This is a genomic window from Bacillus sp. FSL K6-2971 (genome assembly GCF_038006405.1).
In the GTDB taxonomy this organism is placed as follows: Bacteria; Bacillota; Bacilli; order Bacillales; family Bacillaceae; genus Bacillus; species Bacillus pumilus.
The window spans coordinates 77,302-101,188 of record NZ_JBBOVD010000001.1 but is presented as its reverse complement, the minus strand read 5'-3'; the positions used below and the strand labels follow the sequence as shown (position 1 = coordinate 101,188).

At 44.9% G+C, this 23,887-nt stretch carries 15 protein-coding genes, 9 tRNA genes, 4 rRNA genes and 1 pseudogene; all 29 read right to left on the bottom strand.

Annotation, left to right across the window (positions count from 1 at the left end):
- Positions 1-93: 93 nt before the first annotated feature.
- Positions 94-1,642: ribosomal RNA gene (locus MHI33_RS00555) — 16S ribosomal RNA — on the bottom strand.
- A 126-nt stretch (positions 1,643-1,768) separates the two neighbouring features.
- Positions 1,769-1,844: transfer RNA gene (locus tag MHI33_RS00550), tRNA-Ala, on the bottom strand.
- An 8-nt stretch (positions 1,845-1,852) separates the two neighbouring features.
- Positions 1,853-1,929 (bottom strand) — tRNA-Pro (locus tag MHI33_RS00545).
- A 7-nt stretch (positions 1,930-1,936) separates the two neighbouring features.
- Positions 1,937-2,013: transfer RNA gene (locus MHI33_RS00540), tRNA-Arg, on the bottom strand.
- Between the two features lie 11 nt (positions 2,014-2,024).
- Positions 2,025-2,110, bottom strand: a tRNA-Leu gene (locus MHI33_RS00535).
- 12 nt (positions 2,111-2,122) lie between these two features.
- Positions 2,123-2,194, bottom strand: a tRNA-Gly gene (locus MHI33_RS00530).
- A 30-nt stretch (positions 2,195-2,224) separates the two neighbouring features.
- A tRNA-Leu gene (locus MHI33_RS00525) sits at positions 2,225-2,307 on the bottom strand.
- Positions 2,308-2,314: 7 nt separating this feature from the next.
- Positions 2,315-2,390: transfer RNA gene (locus MHI33_RS00520), tRNA-Lys, on the bottom strand.
- Between the two features lie 37 nt (positions 2,391-2,427).
- A tRNA-Thr gene (locus MHI33_RS00515) sits at positions 2,428-2,503 on the bottom strand.
- Positions 2,504-2,536: 33 nt separating this feature from the next.
- Positions 2,537-2,612 (bottom strand) — tRNA-Val (locus MHI33_RS00510).
- A gap of 792 nt (positions 2,613-3,404) precedes the next feature.
- A 5S ribosomal RNA gene (rrf, locus tag MHI33_RS00505) occupies positions 3,405-3,520 on the bottom strand.
- A 61-nt stretch (positions 3,521-3,581) separates the two neighbouring features.
- Positions 3,582-6,512: ribosomal RNA gene (locus tag MHI33_RS00500) — 23S ribosomal RNA — on the bottom strand.
- Between the two features lie 182 nt (positions 6,513-6,694).
- Positions 6,695-8,243, bottom strand: a 16S ribosomal RNA gene (locus MHI33_RS00495).
- Together the 16S, 23S and 5S rRNA genes with 9 tRNA genes alongside form the textbook arrangement of a ribosomal RNA operon.
- 342 nt (positions 8,244-8,585) lie before the next feature.
- Entirely contained in the window at positions 8,586-10,085 is a 1,500-nt protein-coding gene (lysS, locus tag MHI33_RS00490) for a lysine--tRNA ligase (RefSeq protein ID WP_327840498.1), read from the bottom strand.
- Between the two features lie 90 nt (positions 10,086-10,175).
- A complete protein-coding gene (dusB, locus tag MHI33_RS00485; RefSeq protein ID WP_044140419.1) occupies positions 10,176-11,177 on the bottom strand; it encodes a tRNA dihydrouridine synthase DusB in 1,002 nt (333 codons plus the stop codon).
- Positions 11,170-11,403 (bottom strand): helix-turn-helix domain-containing protein, encoded by a 234-nt coding sequence (locus MHI33_RS00480; RefSeq protein ID WP_044140418.1) that lies wholly within the window; start codon positions 11,401-11,403, stop codon positions 11,170-11,172. Before MHI33_RS00480 ends, dusB begins: the two co-directional genes overlap by 8 nt.
- Positions 11,355-11,858 carry a 2-amino-4-hydroxy-6-hydroxymethyldihydropteridine diphosphokinase gene (folK, locus tag MHI33_RS00475; protein WP_106066812.1) on the bottom strand — a complete coding sequence of 168 codons (504 nt, stop codon included), beginning with the start codon at positions 11,856-11,858 and terminating at the stop codon, positions 11,355-11,357. Before folK ends, MHI33_RS00480 begins: the two co-directional genes overlap by 49 nt.
- Positions 11,855-12,217 (bottom strand): dihydroneopterin aldolase, encoded by a 363-nt coding sequence (gene folB / locus MHI33_RS00470; protein WP_080772974.1) that lies wholly within the window; start codon positions 12,215-12,217, stop codon positions 11,855-11,857. Before folB ends, folK begins: the two co-directional genes overlap by 4 nt.
- Entirely contained in the window at positions 12,210-13,067 is an 858-nt protein-coding gene (gene folP / locus MHI33_RS00465; RefSeq protein ID WP_340908300.1) for a dihydropteroate synthase, read from the bottom strand. The genes folB and folP overlap by 8 nt, the downstream gene beginning before the upstream one ends.
- A 9-nt stretch (positions 13,068-13,076) precedes the next feature.
- Positions 13,077-13,925, bottom strand: a complete 849-nt coding sequence (pabC, locus tag MHI33_RS00460) for an aminodeoxychorismate lyase (protein WP_044140414.1) — start codon at positions 13,923-13,925, stop codon at positions 13,077-13,079.
- A complete protein-coding gene (gene pabA / locus MHI33_RS00455; RefSeq protein WP_060595368.1) occupies positions 13,922-14,515 on the bottom strand; it encodes an aminodeoxychorismate/anthranilate synthase component II in 594 nt (197 codons plus the stop codon). The genes pabC and pabA overlap by 4 nt, the downstream gene beginning before the upstream one ends.
- A 13-nt stretch (positions 14,516-14,528) precedes the next feature.
- On the bottom strand, positions 14,529-15,947 hold the full coding sequence (gene pabB, locus MHI33_RS00450) for an aminodeoxychorismate synthase, component I (protein ID WP_044140411.1): 1,419 nt from the start codon (positions 15,945-15,947) through the stop codon (positions 14,529-14,531).
- Between the two features lie 124 nt (positions 15,948-16,071).
- Positions 16,072-16,995 (bottom strand): cysteine synthase A, encoded by a 924-nt coding sequence (gene cysK, locus MHI33_RS00445; RefSeq protein WP_044140410.1) that lies wholly within the window; start codon positions 16,993-16,995, stop codon positions 16,072-16,074.
- Positions 16,996-17,072: 77 nt separating this feature from the next.
- A complete protein-coding gene (locus MHI33_RS00440) occupies positions 17,073-17,975 on the bottom strand; it encodes a peptidyl-prolyl cis-trans isomerase (protein WP_223250718.1) in 903 nt (300 codons plus the stop codon).
- A gap of 52 nt (positions 17,976-18,027) precedes the next feature.
- Positions 18,028-18,903 (bottom strand): Hsp33 family molecular chaperone HslO, encoded by an 876-nt coding sequence (gene hslO / locus MHI33_RS00435; protein ID WP_283924092.1) that lies wholly within the window; start codon positions 18,901-18,903, stop codon positions 18,028-18,030.
- A 15-nt stretch (positions 18,904-18,918) separates the two neighbouring features.
- Positions 18,919-19,695, bottom strand: coding sequence for a type III pantothenate kinase (locus MHI33_RS00430; RefSeq protein ID WP_008341820.1), 777 nt, complete (start codon positions 19,693-19,695; stop codon positions 18,919-18,921).
- Between the two features lie 162 nt (positions 19,696-19,857).
- Positions 19,858-21,762, bottom strand: coding sequence for an ATP-dependent zinc metalloprotease FtsH (gene ftsH / locus MHI33_RS00425; RefSeq protein WP_044140407.1), 1,905 nt, complete (start codon positions 21,760-21,762; stop codon positions 19,858-19,860).
- A gap of 95 nt (positions 21,763-21,857) precedes the next feature.
- Positions 21,858-22,397, bottom strand: coding sequence for a hypoxanthine phosphoribosyltransferase (hpt, locus tag MHI33_RS00420; RefSeq protein ID WP_003217950.1), 540 nt, complete (start codon positions 22,395-22,397; stop codon positions 21,858-21,860).
- Positions 22,394-23,816: pseudogene (gene tilS / locus MHI33_RS00415) on the bottom strand (tRNA lysidine(34) synthetase TilS). The gene hpt and the pseudogene tilS overlap by 4 nt, the downstream one beginning before the upstream one ends.
- Between the last annotated feature and the right edge of the window lie 71 nt (positions 23,817-23,887).

The window sequence follows — 23,887 nt, the reverse complement described above, 5'->3', positions numbered from 1 at the left end:
AGAACAATCCTGTCTCGCTAGAGACATGTCTTGAAGGAATGATCCTTCAAAACTAAACAAGACGAAAACGCACACTGCTCCATATATCCTTAGAAAGGAGGTGATCCAGCCGCACCTTCCGATACGGCTACCTTGTTACGACTTCACCCCAATCATCTGTCCCACCTTCGGCGGCTGGCTCCATAAAGGTTACCTCACCGACTTCGGGTGTTACAAACTCTCGTGGTGTGACGGGCGGTGTGTACAAGGCCCGGGAACGTATTCACCGCGGCATGCTGATCCGCGATTACTAGCGATTCCAGCTTCACGCAGTCGAGTTGCAGACTGCGATCCGAACTGAGAACAGATTTATGGGATTGGCTAAACCTTGCGGTCTCGCAGCCCTTTGTTCTGTCCATTGTAGCACGTGTGTAGCCCAGGTCATAAGGGGCATGATGATTTGACGTCATCCCCACCTTCCTCCGGTTTGTCACCGGCAGTCACCTTAGAGTGCCCAACTAAATGCTGGCAACTAAGATCAAGGGTTGCGCTCGTTGCGGGACTTAACCCAACATCTCACGACACGAGCTGACGACAACCATGCACCACCTGTCACTCTGTCCCCGAAGGGAAAGCCCTATCTCTAGGGTTGTCAGAGGATGTCAAGACCTGGTAAGGTTCTTCGCGTTGCTTCGAATTAAACCACATGCTCCACCGCTTGTGCGGGCCCCCGTCAATTCCTTTGAGTTTCAGTCTTGCGACCGTACTCCCCAGGCGGAGTGCTTAATGCGTTAGCTGCAGCACTAAGGGGCGGAAACCCCCTAACACTTAGCACTCATCGTTTACGGCGTGGACTACCAGGGTATCTAATCCTGTTCGCTCCCCACGCTTTCGCTCCTCAGCGTCAGTTACAGACCAGAGAGTCGCCTTCGCCACTGGTGTTCCTCCACATCTCTACGCATTTCACCGCTACACGTGGAATTCCACTCTCCTCTTCTGCACTCAAGTTTCCCAGTTTCCAATGACCCTCCCCGGTTGAGCCGGGGGCTTTCACATCAGACTTAAGAAACCGCCTGCGAGCCCTTTACGCCCAATAATTCCGGACAACGCTTGCCACCTACGTATTACCGCGGCTGCTGGCACGTAGTTAGCCGTGGCTTTCTGGTTAGGTACCGTCAAGGTGCGAGCAGTTACTCTCGCACTTGTTCTTCCCTAACAACAGAGCTTTACGATCCGAAAACCTTCATCACTCACGCGGCGTTGCTCCGTCAGACTTTCGTCCATTGCGGAAGATTCCCTACTGCTGCCTCCCGTAGGAGTCTGGGCCGTGTCTCAGTCCCAGTGTGGCCGATCACCCTCTCAGGTCGGCTACGCATCGTCGCCTTGGTGAGCCATTACCCCACCAACTAGCTAATGCGCCGCGGGTCCATCTGTAAGTGACAGCCGAAACCGTCTTTCATCCTTGAACCATGCGGTTCAAGGAACTATCCGGTATTAGCTCCGGTTTCCCGGAGTTATCCCAGTCTTACAGGCAGGTTACCCACGTGTTACTCACCCGTCCGCCGCTAACATCCGGGAGCAAGCTCCCTTCTGTTCGCTCGACTTGCATGTATTAGGCACGCCGCCAGCGTTCGTCCTGAGCCAGGATCAAACTCTCCGAAAAAGTACAAAACCGAAGTTTTGTTTTTCGTCAGCGTTTGACTGACTACCTATGATATAACATAGGATTTTTTATAAAAACTCGAATTAACAGGTACGTTTTGTCTTGTTTAGTTTTCAAAGATCATATTGGTGGAGCCTAGCGGGATCGAACCGCTGACCTCCTGCGTGCAAGGCAGGCGCTCTCCCAGCTGAGCTAAGGCCCCATAAAAGATGGTCGGGAAGACAGGATTCGAACCTGCGACCCCTTGGTCCCAAACCAAGTGCTCTACCAAGCTGAGCTACTTCCCGATCTTAATGGCGCGCCCGAGAGGAGTCGAACCCCTAACCTTTTGATCCGTAGTCAAACGCTCTATCCAATTGAGCTACGGGCGCTTATTGTATAATGCCGAGGGCCGGACTTGAACCGGCACGGTAGTCACCTACCGCAGGATTTTAAGTCCTGTGTGTCTGCCAATTCCACCACCCCGGCGTGGATGGTATAAGCGGAAGACGGGATTCGAACCCGCGACCCCCACCTTGGCAAGGTGGTGTTCTACCACTGAACTACTTCCGCATTACAGGATTTCTTTATTTTATTTGGCTATGCGGGTGAAGGGACTTGAACCCCCACGTCATAAAGACACTAGATCCTAAGTCTAGCGCGTCTGCCAATTCCGCCACACCCGCATGAAAATGGTGAGCCATGAAGGACTCGAACCTTCGACCCTCTGATTAAAAGTCAGATGCTCTACCAACTGAGCTAATGGCTCGCTTTAAAAGCGACTTGTCTATCTTACCATATGAAAGTGGTGCCGGCAAGAGGACTTGAACCCCCAACCTACTGATTACAAGTCAGTTGCTCTACCAGTTGAGCTACACCGGCTTTATCTATCCTAACATTATGTAAGAATAAATATGGTGGAGGATGACGGGCTCGAACCGCCGACCCTCTGCTTGTAAGGCAGATGCTCTCCCAGCTGAGCTAATCCTCCATATTGTGTTGTCATTTCGAATGTCTCTCGATCCGACAAGTAGTATTATATAATGATAAGATATTGTTTGTAAAGACTTTTTTAAAATAATTTCCGAATTTATTTTAACGTTGTTTTTTTCATCTTTTCATTAAGGCACCTAAAGAAGTTTACCACTTGTCTCATCATTTTAAAAGTCTTTTTTTCATTTTTTTATGTTTTTTTGTTAAAAACCGCTCTAATAAAGCTTTATTGGTGTGAAATGACCCTTTTCATGCTTTTTATATGCTTGTTTTATTCAATATATCTTCTCATACAAATCATCTAGAGAAGGGAATCTTTTATTATTTTATTTTTCTGAGAAATCATTTTCGTGTAAAAATATCCGTAAATGATGCTATTCTTTACTATCTTCAATATTAAAGTGTTACTGGGGCAACAAGTTGTTGTTGATTCTTTCTTGTTCTTATACTTAGAGCGGGTGAAAAAATTAACTGAAGGTGCTATATGTTCTTTGGCAATACTCAGTTATCTAGTGTGTCTCTAAACAGCCCTCTGTATCTGAATGCCAAAGAAAATTCTTATTGACTGCTTTCTATGTTTTGATCTTCATCCTAAACGAATTGAACGACCGATCCACACAACAGCTGCGTTGTTCAATGAGAATACATGAAAGTGAGACGAACGGAAGGATTAATTGATCGATGAGACTTACTACATCATCACTTCTCACTTTACAAAGTGATTTAATAGAAATAATTTTTTCAAAAACACAAAAAAGACCAGTTCCAAATGGAACTGATCCTTAGAAAAGCTTGGCGGCGTCCTACTCTCACAGGGGGAGACCCCCAACTACCATCGGCGCTGAAGAGCTTAACTTCCGTGTTCGGTATGGGAACGGGTGTGACCTCTTCGCTATCGCCACCAAACCTGATGGAGAGAATGTTCTCTCAAAACTAGATAACAATGTTCAAGCTTCACATTAGAATATAGGTTAAGTCCTCGATCTATTAGTATCTGTCAGCTCCACGTGTCACCACGCTTCCACCTCAGACCTATCAACCTGATCATCTTTCAGGGATCTTACTTCCTTGCGGAATGGGAAATCTCATCTTGAGGGGGGCTTCATGCTTAGATGCTTTCAGCACTTATCCCGTCCGCACATAGCTACCCAGCGATGCCCTTGGCAGAACAACTGGTACACCAGCGGTGCGTCCATCCCGGTCCTCTCGTACTAAGGACAGCTCCTCTCAAATTTCCTGCGCCCGCGACGGATAGGGACCGAACTGTCTCACGACGTTCTGAACCCAGCTCGCGTACCGCTTTAATGGGCGAACAGCCCAACCCTTGGGACCGACTACAGCCCCAGGATGCGATGAGCCGACATCGAGGTGCCAAACCTCCCCGTCGATGTGGACTCTTGGGGGAGATAAGCCTGTTATCCCCGGGGTAGCTTTTATCCGTTGAGCGATGGCCCTTCCATGCGGAACCACCGGATCACTAAGCCCGACTTTCGTCCCTGCTCGACTTGTAGGTCTCGCAGTCAAGCTCCCTTGTGCCTTTACACTCTGCGAATGATTTCCAACCATTCTGAGGGAACCTTTGGGCGCCTCCGTTACATTTTAGGAGGCGACCGCCCCAGTCAAACTGCCCACCTGACACTGTCTCCCTGCCCGATAAGGGCAGCGGGTTAGAAGGTCAATACAGCCAGGGTAGTATCCCACCGATGCCTCCACCGAAGCTAGCGCTCCGGTTTCCAAGGCTCCTACCTATCCTGTACAAGCTGTACCAACATTCAATATCAGGCTGCAGTAAAGCTCCACGGGGTCTTTCCGTCCTGTCGCGGGTAACCTGCATCTTCACAGGTACTATAATTTCACCGAGTCTCTCGTTGAGACAGTGCCCAGATCGTTGCGCCTTTCGTGCGGGTCGGAACTTACCCGACAAGGAATTTCGCTACCTTAGGACCGTTATAGTTACGGCCGCCGTTTACTGGGGCTTCAATTCGCACCTTCGCTTACGCTAAGCGCTCCTCTTAACCTTCCAGCACCGGGCAGGCGTCAGCCCCTATACTTCGCCTTACGGCTTCGCAGAGACCTGTGTTTTTGCTAAACAGTCGCCTGGGCCTATTCACTGCGGCTTCTCGGGGCTTTAACACCCTAAGAAGCACCCCTTCTCCCGAAGTTACGGGGTCATTTTGCCGAGTTCCTTAACGAGAGTTCTCTCGATCACCTTAGGATTCTCTCCTCGCCTACCTGTGTCGGTTTGCGGTACGGGCACCTCTCACCTCGCTAGAGGCTTTTCTTGGCAGTGTGGAATCAGGAACTTCGCTACTAAATTTCGCTCGCCATCACAGCTCAGCCTTCACGGGAAACGGATTTGCCTATTTCCCAGCCTAACTGCTTGGACGCGGATATCCAATACCGCGCTTACCCTATCCTCCTGCGTCCCCCCATTGCTCAAATGGTGAGGAGGTGGTACAGGAATATCAACCTGTTGTCCATCGCCTACGCCTTTCGGCCTCGGCTTAGGTCCCGACTAACCCTGAGCGGACGAGCCTTCCTCAGGAAACCTTAGGCATTCGGTGGACGGGATTCTCACCCGTCTTTCGCTACTCATACCGGCATTCTCACTTCTAAGCGCTCCACCAGTCCTTCCGGTCTGACTTCACAGCACTTAGAACGCTCTCCTACCACTGTTCGTAAGAACAGTCCGCAGCTTCGGTGATACGTTTAGCCCCGGTACATTTTCGGCGCAGAGTCACTCGACCAGTGAGCTATTACGCACTCTTTAAATGGTGGCTGCTTCTAAGCCAACATCCTGGTTGTCTAAGCAACTCCACATCCTTTTCCACTTAACGTATACTTTGGGACCTTAGCTGGCGGTCTGGGCTGTTTCCCTTTCGACTACGGATCTTATCACTCGCAGTCTGACTCCCAAGGATAAGTCATCGGCATTCGGAGTTTGACTGAATTCGGTAACCCGGTAGGGGCCCCTAGTCCAATCAGTGCTCTACCTCCGAGACTCTTACCTTGAGGCTAGCCCTAAAGCTATTTCGGAGAGAACCAGCTATCTCCAGGTTCGATTGGCATTTCACCCCTACCCACACCTCATCCCCGCACTTTTCAACGTGCGTGGGTTCGGGCCTCCATTCAGTGTTACCTGAACTTCACCCTGGACATGGGTAGATCACCTGGTTTCGGGTCTACGACCACGTACTCATGCGCCCTATTCAGACTCGCTTTCGCTGCGGCTCCGCATCTTCTGCTTAACCTTGCACGGGATCGTAACTCGCCGGTTCATTCTACAAAAGGCACGCCATCACCCTTTAACGGGCTCTGACTACTTGTAGGCACACGGTTTCAGGATCTATTTCACTCCCCTTCCGGGGTGCTTTTCACCTTTCCCTCACGGTACTGGTTCACTATCGGTCACTAGGGAGTATTTAGCCTTGGGAGATGGTCCTCCCGGATTCCGACGGAATTTCACGTGTTCCGCCGTACTCAGGATCCACTCTGGAGAGAACAACATTTCAGTTACAGGGCTGTTACCTTCTTTGGCGGGCCTTTCCAGACCTCTTCGCTTATATCGTTCCTTTGTAACTCCGTATAGAGTGTCCTACAACCCCAAGAGGCAAGCCTCTTGGTTTGGGCTGTTCCCGTTTCGCTCGCCGCTACTCAGGGAATCGCATTTGCTTTCTCTTCCTCCGGGTACTTAGATGTTTCAGTTCCCCGGGTATGCCTTCTCATACTCTATGTATTCAAGTATGGATACTACTCCATTACGAGCAGTGGGTTTCCCCATTCGGAAATCTCCGGATCAAAGCTTGCTTACAGCTCCCCGAAGCATATCGGTGTTCGTCCCGTCCTTCATCGGCTCCTAGTGCCAAGGCATCCACCGTGCGCCCTTTCTAACTTAACCATTTCTTACTTTAGAAAGAATCACTATGTGTGATGAACTTTGCATTGCATTCAATGTGAATGTATTACTTATTGTTATCTAGTTTTCAAAGAACAATCCTGTCTCGCTAGAGACATGTCTTGAAGGAATGATCCTTCAAAACTAAACAAGACGAAAACGCACACTGCTCCATATATCCTTAGAAAGGAGGTGATCCAGCCGCACCTTCCGATACGGCTACCTTGTTACGACTTCACCCCAATCATCTGTCCCACCTTCGGCGGCTGGCTCCATAAAGGTTACCTCACCGACTTCGGGTGTTACAAACTCTCGTGGTGTGACGGGCGGTGTGTACAAGGCCCGGGAACGTATTCACCGCGGCATGCTGATCCGCGATTACTAGCGATTCCAGCTTCACGCAGTCGAGTTGCAGACTGCGATCCGAACTGAGAACAGATTTATGGGATTGGCTAAACCTTGCGGTCTCGCAGCCCTTTGTTCTGTCCATTGTAGCACGTGTGTAGCCCAGGTCATAAGGGGCATGATGATTTGACGTCATCCCCACCTTCCTCCGGTTTGTCACCGGCAGTCACCTTAGAGTGCCCAACTAAATGCTGGCAACTAAGATCAAGGGTTGCGCTCGTTGCGGGACTTAACCCAACATCTCACGACACGAGCTGACGACAACCATGCACCACCTGTCACTCTGTCCCCGAAGGGAAAGCCCTATCTCTAGGGTTGTCAGAGGATGTCAAGACCTGGTAAGGTTCTTCGCGTTGCTTCGAATTAAACCACATGCTCCACCGCTTGTGCGGGCCCCCGTCAATTCCTTTGAGTTTCAGTCTTGCGACCGTACTCCCCAGGCGGAGTGCTTAATGCGTTAGCTGCAGCACTAAGGGGCGGAAACCCCCTAACACTTAGCACTCATCGTTTACGGCGTGGACTACCAGGGTATCTAATCCTGTTCGCTCCCCACGCTTTCGCTCCTCAGCGTCAGTTACAGACCAGAGAGTCGCCTTCGCCACTGGTGTTCCTCCACATCTCTACGCATTTCACCGCTACACGTGGAATTCCACTCTCCTCTTCTGCACTCAAGTTTCCCAGTTTCCAATGACCCTCCCCGGTTGAGCCGGGGGCTTTCACATCAGACTTAAGAAACCGCCTGCGAGCCCTTTACGCCCAATAATTCCGGACAACGCTTGCCACCTACGTATTACCGCGGCTGCTGGCACGTAGTTAGCCGTGGCTTTCTGGTTAGGTACCGTCAAGGTGCGAGCAGTTACTCTCGCACTTGTTCTTCCCTAACAACAGAGCTTTACGATCCGAAAACCTTCATCACTCACGCGGCGTTGCTCCGTCAGACTTTCGTCCATTGCGGAAGATTCCCTACTGCTGCCTCCCGTAGGAGTCTGGGCCGTGTCTCAGTCCCAGTGTGGCCGATCACCCTCTCAGGTCGGCTACGCATCGTCGCCTTGGTGAGCCATTACCCCACCAACTAGCTAATGCGCCGCGGGTCCATCTGTAAGTGACAGCCGAAACCGTCTTTCATCCTTGAACCATGCGGTTCAAGGAACTATCCGGTATTAGCTCCGGTTTCCCGGAGTTATCCCAGTCTTACAGGCAGGTTACCCACGTGTTACTCACCCGTCCGCCGCTAACATCCGGGAGCAAGCTCCCTTCTGTTCGCTCGACTTGCATGTATTAGGCACGCCGCCAGCGTTCGTCCTGAGCCAGGATCAAACTCTCCGAAAAAGTACAAAACCGAAGTTTTGTTTTTCGTCAGCGTTTGACTGACTACCTATGATATAACATAGGATTTTTTATAAAACTCGAATTAACAGGTACGTTTTGTCTTGTTTAGTTTTCAAAGATCATTTTCGTTATCGCTCGCAAGCGACTTTAATATCTTAACATTTCGTATTGGTTAAAGTCAAGAAGTTTTTTCAATTTCTTTTTTTAACCTCGTTGCTGTTTTGCGGCAACGAATAATAATATACCATCTTGATTCTTTCCTTGCAATAGTTTTTTTAAAAAAAATTTCATTTTATGAAAAATAAAAAGCGCCCTAGTTAAAATGGCGCTTTAATTGATGTATTAGCGGTTTCTCATTTGTGGGAAAAGCAGTACATCTCTGATTGATGGAGAATTTGTTAATAGCATGATTAACCGGTCGATACCGATTCCTAGTCCGCCTGTTGGAGGCATACCATATTCTAATGCTTCAACAAAATCGTCATCCATTAGATGCGCTTCGTCATTTCCTTCTTCACGTTCTTTTAATTGAGCTTCAAATCGTTCTCTTTGATCGATTGGATCGTTTAGCTCTGTGAATGCATTAGCATGTTCACGACGTACGATAAATAGCTCAAAGCGATCAGTGAAGCGAGGGTCTTCAGGATTTTTCTTAGCTAATGGAGAAATCTCCACTGGGTGTCCGTAAATAAATGTAGGCTGTACCAATGTTTCCTCAACTTTTTGCTCGAAGAACTCATTGATGATATGACCTACTGTCATGTTTTTCGTAATTTCAATTCCGTGATCAGCTGCATGCTGTTTCGCTTCTTCTACAGACATCTCCTGCCAGAAGTCTACACCAGTTGCTTCTTTGACCGCTTCAACCATATGGAGTCTCTTCCATTCAGGCTTGAGATCAATTTCATCTTCTCCATATTGAATCGTGGTTGTTCCTAGTACCTCTTCGGCAATATGAGCAATCAAGTTTTCAGTTAGGTTCATGATGTCTTTGTAATCTGCGTAAGCTTCGTACAGCTCGATCATAGTGAATTCTGGGTTATGACGAGTTGATACACCTTCGTTACGGAATACACGGCCAATCTCGTATACTTTCTCTAGACCACCGACAATGAGGCGTTTTAAGTGCAATTCAATCGCAATACGCATATAGAGCGGCATATCCAGTGCATTATGATGAGTAATGAAAGGACGTGCTGATGCACCACCAGGTATGCTGTGCATAGTTGGTGTTTCAACTTCTAGGTATCCTTTAGAATCTAAGTATCTTCTCATAGATTGAATGATCTTGCTTCGCATGATGAACGTCTGCTTGCTTTCTGGATTTACAATCAGGTCAAGGTAACGCTGACGATAACGTTGTTCAACATCTTTAAGTCCATGATATTTATCAGGAAGTGGGCGAAGTGCTTTTGTGAGAACCTCAAAGCTAGTCGCTTTAATAGAAAGTTCTCCTACATTCGTTTTAAATACCGCTCCTGTTACACCGATAATATCGCCTAGGTCTGAGCTTTTGAATAATTCGTAAGCTTCTTCTCCTACACTATCTTTGCGAACGTAGATTTGAATTTGTCCTTCTAAGTCTTGTATATGCGCAAAGCCAGCTTTCCCTTTTCCACGCTTTGTCATCATACGTCCAGCGATTGTCACTTGGGCAGACTTTTCTTCTAAGTCTTCTTTAGAAAACTCATCGTATTCAGCAATAATTTGTGCAGATTGATGAGAACGGTCATATCGTTCACCGAATGGATCGATACCCTCTTCTCTCATTTTATTCATTTTGTCACGTCTGACCTGGAATTGGTCATTTAATTCTTCGTTATTAAGCCCTTCATTACTCATTTATATCACTCCAATAATGTATTTTGCAGAGAAAAGCAGAAAAACTGCCAGTACATGCACTAGCAGTGAGCTACAAAAAGAAAGATAGTCTTATCCTACTTTTATACTTTGAAGCTCTTTTGCCTCGGCTTCGACCGTAAAGTCATCAAGAACTTGTACAAGCTCCGCTCTCGTTTCACTTTGATTGATTTGATTTCTCACGTCCGCATTGCCTCGGACACCTTTTAAGTACCATGCTGCGTGCTTTCTCATTTCTCTGACAGCCACATGCTCGCCTTTTAGATCAATGAGTCTGTCTAAGTGAAGCTTACACACTGACATCTTCTCACGTACATTTGGCTCTTCTTTCAGTTCACCCGTTTCTAAATAATGAACCGTTCGATAGATCATCCACGGGTTTCCTAGTGCGGCTCTTCCGATCATGACAGCATCTACACCCGTTTCATCAAGCATACGTTTTGCATCTTGAGGGGTTTTGACATCTCCATTGCCGATGACAGGAATGGAAACAGATTGTTTGACCTCTTTTATAATATCCCAATTCGCTGTTCCTTCGTACATCTGCACACGTGTCCGTCCGTGAAGCGCAACCGCTTGGCCACCTGCTCGTTCAACAGCACGGGCATTGTCGATAGCGAAGATATGATCTTCGTCCCAGCCCATTCTCATTTTCACCGTAACAGGTTTATCTACAGCATCTACAACAGCAGAGACCATTTCATAAATCTTGTTTGGATCAAGCAACCATTTCGCTCCTGCATCACATTTCGTAATCTTCGGTACAGGACAGCCCATGTTGATATCAATAATGTCCGCTGTGGTATTCTGATCTACAAACTTTGCCGCTTCAACGAGAGTGTCTTTTTCTCCTCCAAATATCTGAAGGCTCAAAGGCTTTTCCCGTTCATCAATGTATAGCATACCCATTGTTCTTGCATTATTGATCAGGATCGCCTTGTCACTGACCATTTCAGCGCAGACTAAACCTGCTCCAAACTCTTTCACTGTCAGTCTGAAGGCAGAGTTACACACACCAGCCATAGGTGCGAGCACCACTTTGTTTTTAATGTCGATATCTCCGATTTTAAACATCATTTCCCCTCCTTCCTTCTTCAAGAATTGGCGAAAGTTCTTCCACCGTTATATTTAAAGCATTTGCTATTTGACCAACCAATTGGTTTGTTGGTAATCGATTGCCTCGCTCAATTTCTCCTAAGACAGAGACAGAGATGCCCAGTCTTTTCGCGAACCCTTCCTGAGTATACCCTTTTAGCTTTCGGTATGCACGAATTCTTCTACCCCACATGTCTTTTTCCATATGCTTACACCTTCTTGGTCTGTTACGGCATTTATTTGCACTTCACCGATTTCTGGGCAAATCTCACTCATCGGAACGAGAACGAATAAACGTTCGTACATTCTAGGATGTGGCACTACAAGCTGTTCTGTTTCAATATTTTCACGATTATAAAGTAAAATGTCAAGGTCAGCCGTTCGCGGTCCCCATCTCACTTCTCTTGTTCTGCCTAACTCTTGCTCGATTTTCTGAGTAAGTGTCAGTAGTTCATTTGGACGAAGCGAGGTGGTAATTTTCACAGCCATATTTAAAAAGTCATCTTGGTTTTCGTAACCTACAGGTGTTGTTTCATATATAGATGAGATTGATTCTACTTGAACCTCTGGATGTTCGTGCAGTTTTTTGACGGCTTCTTTTAAATAGGTTTCCTTTTTCCCTATGTTCGAACCTAAAGCGATGTATGCGGTATTGTTCATGCGCGCGATCTCGTCATTTCAATGGCAACAGACTGATAGTGTCCTGGAATTGGCGGATCTGGTTTGATCACCTTCACTGTACATTCCTGAACTGTCGGGAAGTCCTTTAACACTTGGATTGCAATTCTTTCTGTCAGTGTTTCAACAAGGTTGACGGATTCACCCTCTACAATGCTTTTGCAGATTTGGTAGAGCTCCGCATAATTGATGGTCTCATTGAGGTCATCCGTTTGTCCGGCTTTACTTAAATCAAGTGAAGCTGTTAAATCCACACGGAACCGCTGTCCTAATTTATTTTCTTCTGCAAATACGCCATGGTAGCCGTAAAATTCCATTCCATTTACATATACTTTATCGATGATAAGCGCCTCCCTTATTCAACATGGCATCCATCATTTTTGCCATTCTTGCGATTTCTTTTACATCATGTACGCGAACCATCGCACTGCCTTTTTGAATCCCAAGGCAGACCGTAGCCCCCGTTCCTTCAGTACGTTCTTCCGGTGGCAGGTCTAAGACAGCTCCGATGAATCGTTTTCGAGATGTAGCTAAGAGCAGTGGATACCCAAGGTGACAAAAATGTTCGAGCTCATTCATGACCATCAGGTTGTCCTCTTTATTTTTCGCAAACCCTACACCTGGGTCCAATATGATCATGTCATCACGGACACCGGCTTGTTTCGCAATTTGAACACTTTCTTTCAAATCTACGATCATATCTGAAATTAGATGTGTGTAGTTTCGCTCTGGCCGATTGTGCATTAAAATAATCGGCACATTGTGCTTCGCTGCCACATGCGCCATTTGAGGATCTGCCTTCGCTCCCCATACATCATTAATGATGGAAGCTCCGGCTTTCACTGCTTCATCTGCCACATGGGCTTTATACGTATCAATGGAAATCGGTACATCCAATTCTTTTGTGATCTTTTCAATGACGGGAATGACTCTTGAAAGCTCCTCTTGTTCTGAGACAAATGCCGCTCCTGGGCGAGTCGATTCTCCGCCAATATCAATGATATGTGCCCCGTCCTCTATCAGCTGTGCTGCATGAGCCAGCGCTTTATCCACTTGATTAAACTTTCCTCCATCTGAAAAAGAGTCAGGTGTGACATTTAAAATGCCCATAACCAATGTCTTTTCTTCATAACTAAGGGTGTGGTGCTTGGCTTGTATGATTTTAGGCTGTTTTATCACTTGTTGTGTCATTGTGTCCACCTACTCTTTATGATCTAGACGTTCTTTTGTATATTGTGTTCGCAATTTTGTTGAGAATATCCGGCTGTTTTGGGAAAAGGAGATTTCCCCTATACTTCTGAAAGGCACAATCCCTTGAACAGAATTGGTCATCCATGCCTCATCAGCTGATAGCAAATGGGAGACCGGGTATCGCCCTACTTTTAGTGAAGCCTCCATCGCTTGGAGTGTTTCGATACAATATCGACGAGTGACCCCATTTAAAATGCCTGTATCCAGTGACGGTGTATAGATCACATCACCTTTTCGCCAAAATACATTAGAGGTAATTCCTTCTGCCACATCATTTTCTTTTGTTAAAAAGATGCCTTCTAACGACGGATCATTTCCCACTTCTCTTTTTGCGAGCATGTTGTTCATATAATGATGAGACTTGAGGCGCCTTGGACCTTCTGGCGTATTTCTCCTTGTTTGAAGAATGACTCCCTGTTTCTCATCTAAAACAGATTCGGGCCGGAATGGAGAGATCATGACAAACACGACAGGCTCTTCATAAGGATCTGCAGAAAATCCATTGCCTCTGCCTGCAGATACATTGAAGCGAATTCTCGCATGACCACCGGCTATGTCGTTTTTATTCAGTAAGGTATGAATGATGTCGAGTACAAATGGTTTCTCTATTGTGGATTCGATGCAAAGGTCACGCAATGATTGATTGAGCCTTTCAAGGTGCCAATCTAACAGAAAGACTTGTCCTGCCAGGCTGGTAAATGTTTCGAATACACCGATGCCATATAGAAAACCATGATCAAAAGGAGAAAGAGTCGCGTCTTTCTCCTCTATATACTGACCGTTCAGATAAATGATCATGCGTTTACTTCATGCCCCTTTTTACGATAGGTTTCAATGAAATTTTTAAGCATTTCTTTTCCGAAGGACGTCATAATCGATTCAGGATGAAACTGTACACTTTCAATCGGCAGCTCTTTATGGCGAATGGCCATGAGCTCACCTTCCTTTGTGCTGGCTGTTGCGTCAAAGCACTCCGGCAGCGTCTCGTTTTTGACAATTAATGAATGATATCTCGTTGCGACAAGCGGATTTTGGAGTCCAGTGAAGACACCTTTTCCGTCATGAGCAATCTCTGACGTTTTACCATGCATTAAGCGTTCTGCACGAATGACATCCCCGCCAAAAACTTGCGCGATGGATTGATGACCTAGGCACACACCGAAGATCGGAATACTTCCCGCAAAGTGCTTGATCGCCTCCATACTAATTCCCGCTTCATCAGGACTGCATGGCCCCGGGGAAATCATGAGAAAATCTGGCTTGAGTTCTTCGATTTCTTGAATGGTTACTTGATCATTCCGTTTCACGATCAATTCTTCTCCAAGCTCACCTAAATACTGGACCAGGTTGTACGTAAATGAATCATAATTATCAATCATTAATATCATGCTCTGCTCACCTCTAACTCAAAATAGTCTCTTCTTTGCTCAACTGTAATGCTTTTTTCACTGCATAGGCTTTTTTAATCGATTCTTTGTATTCGTGCTTTGGTACAGAATCGATGACGATCCCAGCACCCGACTGCATAAAGGCTTTGCCTTCAGTGCAGTACGCCGTACGAATGACAATGTTAAAGTGCATATCTTGATTGAATCCAAACCAGCCTATAGATCCAGTATAAAGCCCACGCCTTGTCGGCTCAAGCTCTTCTATGATTTCCATTGTTCTCACCTTTGGAGCACCTGTAATTGTGCCGCCTGGGAATACAGCTCTCATGACATCTACTGCATCACAATCATCACGCAGTTCCCCTTGTACGTTGGATACAATGTGCATCACGTGTGAATATTTCTCAATCGCCATAAATTCGTTCACTTTTACTGAGCCATAAGTGGACACGCGTCCAAGGTCATTCCGCTCTAGATCCACGAGCATCACATGCTCCGCGCGTTCTTTTTCATTTTCAATGAGCTCTTTTGCCAGCGCTTGATCCTCAGCATCGTCTTTGCCTCTTGATCTTGTACCCGCAATCGGTCTTGTTTCTAATTGAGTCCCCTTTTTCTTAATAAGCAGCTCTGGAGATCCACAAACGATTTGGAAATCAGGCGTGTGCAGATAAGACATATAAGGAGATGGATTGACTTGACGTAACGTTTTGTATAAATCATAAGGGTGGGTGTGGAGCTGTTCATCTTGTCTGATGGACAAATTCACTTGGAACACATCACCGCTTGCGATATATTGCTTAATCTTCTCTACTGCTTCTCCAAAGGTTTCTTCGGTAAAAGGCGCTGCTGGTACAAATTCTGCAGAAGATTCATGAACAGGTGATTGCGCTGATTCTTTTGCAGAGCTTGTCCACTTTTGCTTCAAATCTTCGAGTCTTTGATGAGTGTCACTCACGGGTTCCGCTCCCTCTGTGTGAGTAATCAGCCACAGCACGTTTTCTTCATGATCAAAGACCGCAACATCATTAAACACGAGAAAATAAAGATCTGGTGTTTTCAGGTCATCAATGGACAACATCTTAAAATGTTCAATATATCTAGCATAATCATAGCTTAAAAATCCAATCGCTCCGCCTTGAAAATCAGGGTATTCCTCATTCGTTTCGGTTTGAAGGGTTTGGAACCAATCCGTAAACGCTCTGAATGGATCACCTTCTTTGAACAGCACCTCATCTTGATAATGGATGGTTGTCATCCCGTCTTTACCCTTCGCTTTAGCGATTGGGTGAATGCCAGCAATGCTGTAGGAACCACCGCGAGCACTTTCAAGTAGAACATGGTGTGTTTCGCCAGCAGTTAATTGTTCGTATCTTTTCAAGAATGCATCTTTCGTAAAAGGAATTTTGATGCCCATCGGCCTGCGTTGTGTCATGTTATCATCCTTTTTCATTTTCATTAATCTTATTGTAATGCAATCCAATTTATTTAGAAAATAGTATTTGCTTTCCATCTACAGATTTCATAAAAAAACCCCAGCAAATGCTGGGGTAATTGGTTTAATCGAATTGATAAAGAGGTGTGCTGAGGTAACGCTCCCCATTACTTGGGATAATTGCCAGAACCTTTTTCCCTTTACCAAGCTTCTTCGCTGTTTGAAGTGCTGCGTAAATAGCTGCTCCTGAAGAAATACCGCCAAGGATCCCTTCCTCTTTCGCTGCTCTTCTTGCAAGCTCAAATGCATCTTCGTTTTTCACTTGGATAATGCCGTCATATACTTCCGTGTTCAAGATGGAAGGGATAAATCCTGCTCCAATCCCTTGGATTTTATGCGGGCCTGGCTTTCCGCCTGATAATACAGGAGAATCTGTCGGCTCTACCGCATAAAGCTGAATCGATGGGATGGCTTCTTTTAGGACTTCACCAGCACCCGTAATTGTGCCGCCCGTACCAACACCTGCAATAAATGCATCAAGCTCGCCGTCAAACTGTTCAAGAATTTCTTTTCCTGTAGTACGGCGGTGAATCTCCGCATTGGCTTCGTTGCTAAATTGCTGAGGCATGAAGTAACCGTGCTCTTCTGCCAATTCTTCTGCCTTTTTGATGGCACCTTTCATTCCTTCTGCACCTGGTGTTAATACAAGCTCTGCACCATAAGCGCGTAAAAGGTTGCGGCGCTCCTGACTCATTGTGTCTGGCATCACTAGAATTGCGTTAATTCCTTTAGCTGCCGCTACCATTGCAAGACCGATCCCTGTGTTTCCGCTTGTTGGTTCGATGAGCGTGTCGCCGGCTTTTAAAGTACCTTTCGCTTCAGCATCTTCGATCATCGCTAACGCAATACGATCTTTTACACTGCTGCCCGGGTTCATATATTCAAGTTTCAAGTAGACATCCGCACTGTCTTCATCTACTAAACGGTTTAATTTAACGACTGGTGTATTTCCTATTAGTTCAAAAACTGAATTTGCAATACGAGCCATCACTAACACCTCTATCTCCGAGTAATTTTATTGTATTAATATTAAATTATCAATTTCGAAAAATTTTGTCAATGCTTTTAGTCCTGCTCGCCATCGTAAAACCATGTGACTTTTGCTTCTTTCCACAGGGTTTTGACATTCGCCTTTTCACCTAGATCTTCCATGGCAATCTGCCTTTTGATCTGATTTTTGACTTCTTCATAAGAGAAGGAGCGGCCATTTAATTTTTCTTTTAGTTGAATAATGGCATACCCATTTTTGGTCTCGATCGGTTCTTTAGTCCATTCATCTGGCTGAAGCTTTTGAGCTTCCTGTATGTATAGGGCTGGGATACTTTCTTGTTCTTCTGTCACAAACCCAAGATCTCCGCCATATGGAGAGGTGTAGCGGTCAATGGAGCGTTCAGCTGCCACCGCCTCGAAGCTAGATCCGCCTTTCAGATCCTTCAATACATTTTCAGCTTCGCCTTTTGTCTTCACGACGATATGACGAATACGGTATGAATCATCATATTGATATAAGTCCTTGTTTTTTTCATAAAAGGATTTCGCTTCTTTTTCGGAAACGACAGCATCTCTCGTTAAAAGCTGCTCTAATAAAATTTGATAACGAATCTGTTCTGTCCAGTCCTTTTCACTCGTATGTCCATCTTCGTAGAAATTATTAGATACCGCTTTAAGCATCAGCAATTCACGATTGATTTCTTTTGAGGACACCTCAAGCTTGTTTTCTTTCGCAAGCTGATCGACCACCTTCTGATTAATCATTTGCTCAAGTGTTGCCTTTCCATAGCGGTCTTCCATCTTCTTTAACCATTCTTGACGTGTCACCTTCTCTTTTCCAATCGACGCAATTTCTTCACCGCTCTTCCCGTTTGAAGAAGCCTGTGACATTTGCGACTTTGTTAATACATATGCAATAACACCGGCATTGATCATAAGCAACACAAGGATAAATGTCCATACTACTCTTGCTTTCAGTCTCATCATTCGTCTCCTTTCCATTCAAAAAAGAAAACCCGCTGCTTAGAGCTTAGCGGGTTATTTCTTCACGTAGCTCTTCTAGCTCTTCTTTTGTAAATACATACGTTTCGTTACAAAAATGGCATTGAGCTTCTGCTTGTCCCTCTTGTTCAATCATGTCTTCAATTTCGGCTTTTCCTAGGCTGATAATGCCATTAGCAAAACGTTCTTTTGAGCAGTTACAAGAGAATTCGACAGGTACAGTATCTAAAATTTGAGGTTTTTCTCCGAGTACTTCTTCTAAAATTTCTTCTGGTGTCATCCCTTTTTCAATGAGTTTAGAAATGGGTTCAATGGTTGAGAGCCGCTTTTCTAGTCTTTCGATGACAGCATCTTCTGTTCCAGGTAGCAATTGAATGATGAAACCGCCAGCTGCGAGAATCGAGTTATCTGGATTGACGAGAACCCCTACACCAACAGAGGAAGGCACTTGCTCAGAAGAGACAAGATAATAAGTGAAGTCATCTCCAATTTCACCTGAGACGATCTCCGTTTGTCCTGTGAAGTGATCTTTCAGTCCGATATCTTTGACAACACTTAACGTTCCAGATGTCCCGACTGCACGTCTAACATCTAGCTTGCCATGTTCATTTAAGTCAAAGTGGACTTGTGGGTTTGAGACATATCCGCGCACCTGGCCCTTTGCGTTTCCATCAGCAATGATGGCACCGATTGGTCCACCGCCTTCAATTTTGACCGTTAGCTTATTTTCGCCTTTCAGCATAGCACCCATCATGACTGTAGCTGTCATTGTTCTGCCAATCGCTGCTGATGCTGTTGGCCATGTATGGTGTCTTCTTTGTGCTTCGTTGATTGTATCTGTTGTGTTTGCAGCATATGCTCGGACTTTTCCGTCATATGCTAACGCTTTAACTAAGTAGTCCATTCGATTTTAAACCTCCTATAGTACACCGACACGATTACGTTCATAAATGAGTTGAAGTCCTTTTAATGTTAAGAACGGATCGACAATATCAATGCAGTCTGATTCATTTCCAATCAATGTCGACAAACCGCCTGTTGCAATGACTTTCGGTGTTTGTTTCGCTTGCTGCTTCATCCGTTTCACTATTCCCTCGACTTGCCCAACATATCCATAAAGGATGCCGGATTGCATTGCACTGATGGTGTTTTTTCCAACAATGTGATCTGGACGGACAATTTCAATTCTTGGCAGTTTCGCCGCTCTTGTATATAAAGCCTCTGTTGAGATGGTAATACCAGGTGCAATTGCCCCACCCATGTATTGTTTTTGTTCATTGATATAGCAGTAGGTTGTCGCTGTGCCAAAGTCTACGACAATGAGAGGTGCCCCATATAGATGAATCGCCGCTACTGCATTCACAATTCGATCAGCCCCGACTTCCTTTGGATTGTCACACATAATGTTTAATCCAGTTTTCATTCCAGGCCCTACAATTTGGGGAGTTATGTGAAAGTACTTCTCGCACATTCTTTCTAATGCAAACATCATTGGCGGGACAACAGACGAAATGATAATTCCTTCTATTTGGTCAAACATCAGCCCGACATAATCAAATAAAGACCTGATAGCCATACCAAATTCATCTTCTGTTTTATGACGGCTTGTTTCAATTCGCCAATGGTAGTTTAGATCGCCATTATGATAAACACCTAAAACGGTATTTGTGTTCCCTACATCTATCACGAGTAACAACTTCATCACCACTTTGAATAGTTTCTCAAAAAGAGCATTTTTCGACTTTCTATCATACCATACACGAATTGAGTTCCATTTGTAAACAATTCGAAACCGATCCATTCAGGAATCGAAATAAAAAAAGCTGCCGGTGATCCCGGCAGCTTTCACAGAAGGAGATTAGATCTCCTCATCTTCTTCTTTTTTCTTGATGTTCACTTTCACATCATCGTTTTTCTCTTCGTCATCTGCGTATACACGCTCTGGAAGCTTTCCAGTTTCGTAAAGAGATTTAATTTGCTCAGCATCTAATGTTTCAACTTCTAGAAGGGCTTGTGCGATGATTTCTAGCTTATCTTTATTCTCAGTGAGAATTTGTTTCGCACGTTCGTAGCTGTCCTTGATGAAACGCTGAATTTCTTGGTCAATTTCGTAAGCGATCGCTTCACTATAATTCGGCTCGTTGTTAAAGTCACGGCCAAGGAATACTTGACCTCCTTGTGCTTGACCGAATTGAAGTGGACCAAGTTTATCAGACATACCGAACTCTGTAACCATTTTTCTTGCAATGCCAGTTGCACGCTGGAAGTCGTTGTGAGCACCTGTACTTACTTCACCAAACGTAATTTCCTCTGCAACACGACCGCCGAGCAAGCCGACAATTTTATCAAGAAGCTCTGGTTTCGTTTGGAAATAACGGTCTTCTCTTGGAAGCATGACCGCATATCCGCCTGCCTGACCACGAGGAACGATCGTTACTTTATGCACCATGTCCGCTTCGTCTAGGATAAGACCAATAACGGTATGACCCGCTTCATGGTAAGCCACGATATTACGTTCTTTCTTCGAAATGACGCGGCTTTTCTTAGCCGGCCCAGCGATGACACGGTCAGTCGCTTCGTCGATATCACGCATATCAATTTTCTTTTTGTTATGACGGGCAGCAACAAGTGCTGCTTCGTTTAGTAAGTTCTCAAGATCTGCTCCAGAGAACCCAGGTGTTCTGCTTGCAATGGCTTTCAAATTCACTGCATCATCAAGCGGTTTGTTTTTCGCATGAACCTTCAGCACTTCTTCACGGCCAATGACATCTGGGCGGTCAACCGTAATTTGACGGTCAAAACGTCCCGGACGCAGCAATGCAGGATCTAGGATATCTGCACGGTTCGTCGCAGCGATGATAATAATACCTTCGTTCGCACTAAAACCATCCATTTCAACAAGAAGCTGGTTAAGCGTTTGTTCACGCTCGTCATGACCACCGCCAAGACCGGCTCCACGCTGACGACCCACTGCATCAATCTCATCAATAAAGATTAAGCATGGTGCATTCTTTTTCGCATTTTCGAATAAATCACGTACACGTGATGCACCGACACCGACGAACATCTCGACGAAGTCAGAACCACTGATGCTGAAGAAAGGAACGCCTGCTTCTCCTGCAGATGCTCTCGCAAGCAATGTTTTACCTGTACCTGGAGGTCCTACTAGTAAAACCCCTTTAGGAATTCTTGCGCCAAGCTCCGCAAATTTACGTGGGTCCTTCAGGAATTCAACCACTTCTACAAGTTCTTGCTTTTCTTCATCTGCACCGGCAACATCTTTAAATTTCACACGTTTCTTCTCTTCTGTGTAAAGCTTCGCCTTACTCTTACCAAAGTTCATAACACGGCTTCCACCGCCCTGAGCTTGGTTCAATAAGAAGAAGAACAGGATAAAGATGATGATGAACGGAATGATGGTTGTCAGGACTTGCAGCCATCCATTTGTTTCAGGTGCTGGTTCTACTTTTACATCTGTATTCTTAAGTGCACTGTAAATCTGGTCAACACCTTGACCATCTGGAACATGGGTAATGAAGTATTGATCTTTCTTCGCGCCATCTAATTGACCACGAATTTCATAAACCCCTCTTACAGGCTGAATGGAGATACTCTCCACTTTTCCCGCACTTAGATTTTGCGAAAATTTGCTGTAAGACATGTTCTCAGGCTTTTGATTAGGGGATCCTAACCAACTGACTACCCCTATCACAAGTAATAAAATAAGTATATAAAAAATCGTATTACGAAAAACCCGATTCATTCCTTACCTCCTCCCACAGTAAGCACAACTATGGTCAATAGTATCATAGAAAATCATTCCAATACAACCAATAACCTCATGTATACGTATGCTGATTAGCCTTCGTAAACAGATGGTTTTAACACTCCAATATACGGGAGGTTTCGGTAACGTTCAGCGAAATCCAATCCATAGCCGACAACAAATGCATCTGGAACTTCAAATCCAACATAATCTGCTTTGATGTCTGCTTTACGACCGCTTGGTTTATCAAGCAATGTCACAATTTTTATGGAGTTTGCTTTACGGTATCGGAAAAGCTCTACCAGATAGCTCAAAGTTAACCCACTGTCGATGATATCTTCCATAATTAAAATATCTCTTCCTTCAACAGAAGTATCTAGATCTTTAATGATCTTTACTTCTCCTGAAGATACGGTAGATTTTCCGTAGCTAGATACATCCATAAAATCAAGTTCTAAATATGTATCAATGTGTTTGATCAGGTCTGCCATGAATGGAAGAGCCCCTTTCAAAACACCAATAGCCAGGGGAAATTTACCATCATAATCGCTGGTTAATGTTGCACCCAGTTCCTTCACTTTTTGCTGGATCTCTTCTTCTGAGATCAAAACCTTTTCAATATCTTGTTTCATGCTTTTGCTTGCCCCCTACAAATTTTCATGCTGTCTATATTGTAATACAATGAGATCGCTGTTTGTCATATCAATTTCTTCAAAAACGGATTTTTTCAGACCTGGGATCCAGATGATTTGATTCTCCGAGTCAGTGACGATCGGCCAGCTGTCTCTTTCTGCAAGAGGCACTTTTTTATCAATAAATATATCCTTCACCTTTTTTGATCCATTCATCCCTTTAAGTTTGATTCGATCACCATTTTTTCGTGAGCGAATGATCAAAGGGAAACGAACATGATCTTTTTGAAGCAAGAAAAAATGGTTTCCGTTCCGTGCATCCTTCGGAACATGATTTGATACCACGATAGACTGCCCATTTGGAAGGAAAAGCTTCTCTCCAAGCTCACCCTTTAAGTGAAGAGCATAAGACTGGTCTAGTACAAGCGATCGTTCAAAGGTAAACATACAGTAATCATAAGACTTGACAGCTTGTAAACCTTTTGGCAAATCTAATGATCCAGACGGTTGTTCAGTATGAGATAACCAGTCCAAAGTCCCTAGAATATGCTGGTTTGAAAACGCTGATTGAGTGTTTTCATAAAGATAGTTTAATATTAGTTGAATGCCTCTTCTTTGTAAAGGCAAAGGCAGGTCAAGCAAAGGCTTCGTTTTGATCTTAATTTGCTTAGGCGATTGATTAATTATCACTTGGTTCATTTGTTCCTTTGTTAATGCCTGCAAGTATTGCTCATCTTCAGTCAGCATGTCACTTACAAACTGAAAGCTTTCATGTACATGAGGTGCCTCTTCTTTTAACACGGGAAGAATGTGTCTTCTTATCCGGTTTCTCAAGTAGTCATCTGTGTGATTGCTTTGATCAATGACATAGGGAATATGTTCTTTTTCACAAGCGTTCAGCACGTCATCCTTGGAATATCCAATGAGCGGCCGAATCAGCCATCCATCTTGATAAGGACGTTTTGCTTGGATACCTGCGAGTCCTATTCCAACAGTCCCTCTCACAAGCCTCATCATCATTGTTTCTACTTGGTCGTCTCCATGATGTGCAAGCGCTAGAAATTGAGCGTTGTATTGCTCCATCAATTGACGAAAGAAAGCATATCTGCACTCTCTTGCAGCTGCCTGTTTGTTTAAGTGGTTTTCTTTTGCATATTGGGTAACTTGTATGCGGGCCGATTCAAAAGGAATTCCTTGCTCCTTGCAGTACGCCTCAACAAATGCCAAATCAGCAAAGGATTCTTCTCCTCTGAACATGTGATCTACATGGGCTGCAATCAGCTGATAGGAACCTTTTTGACGTTTGTTTAGTTCGTGCAGTAAAAGCATGGAATCTGGTCCGCCAGAAACCCCGACAATGACTGTCGTATTTTCAAGGTAAACATCATGTTTTTTCAAAAATGATTCAATTCTATTCACAACTTCCTCCTCACAAAGAGCAGGTAATTTAAAGATATACATATCCTATCACTTTCAGTAGCTCCAAGCAA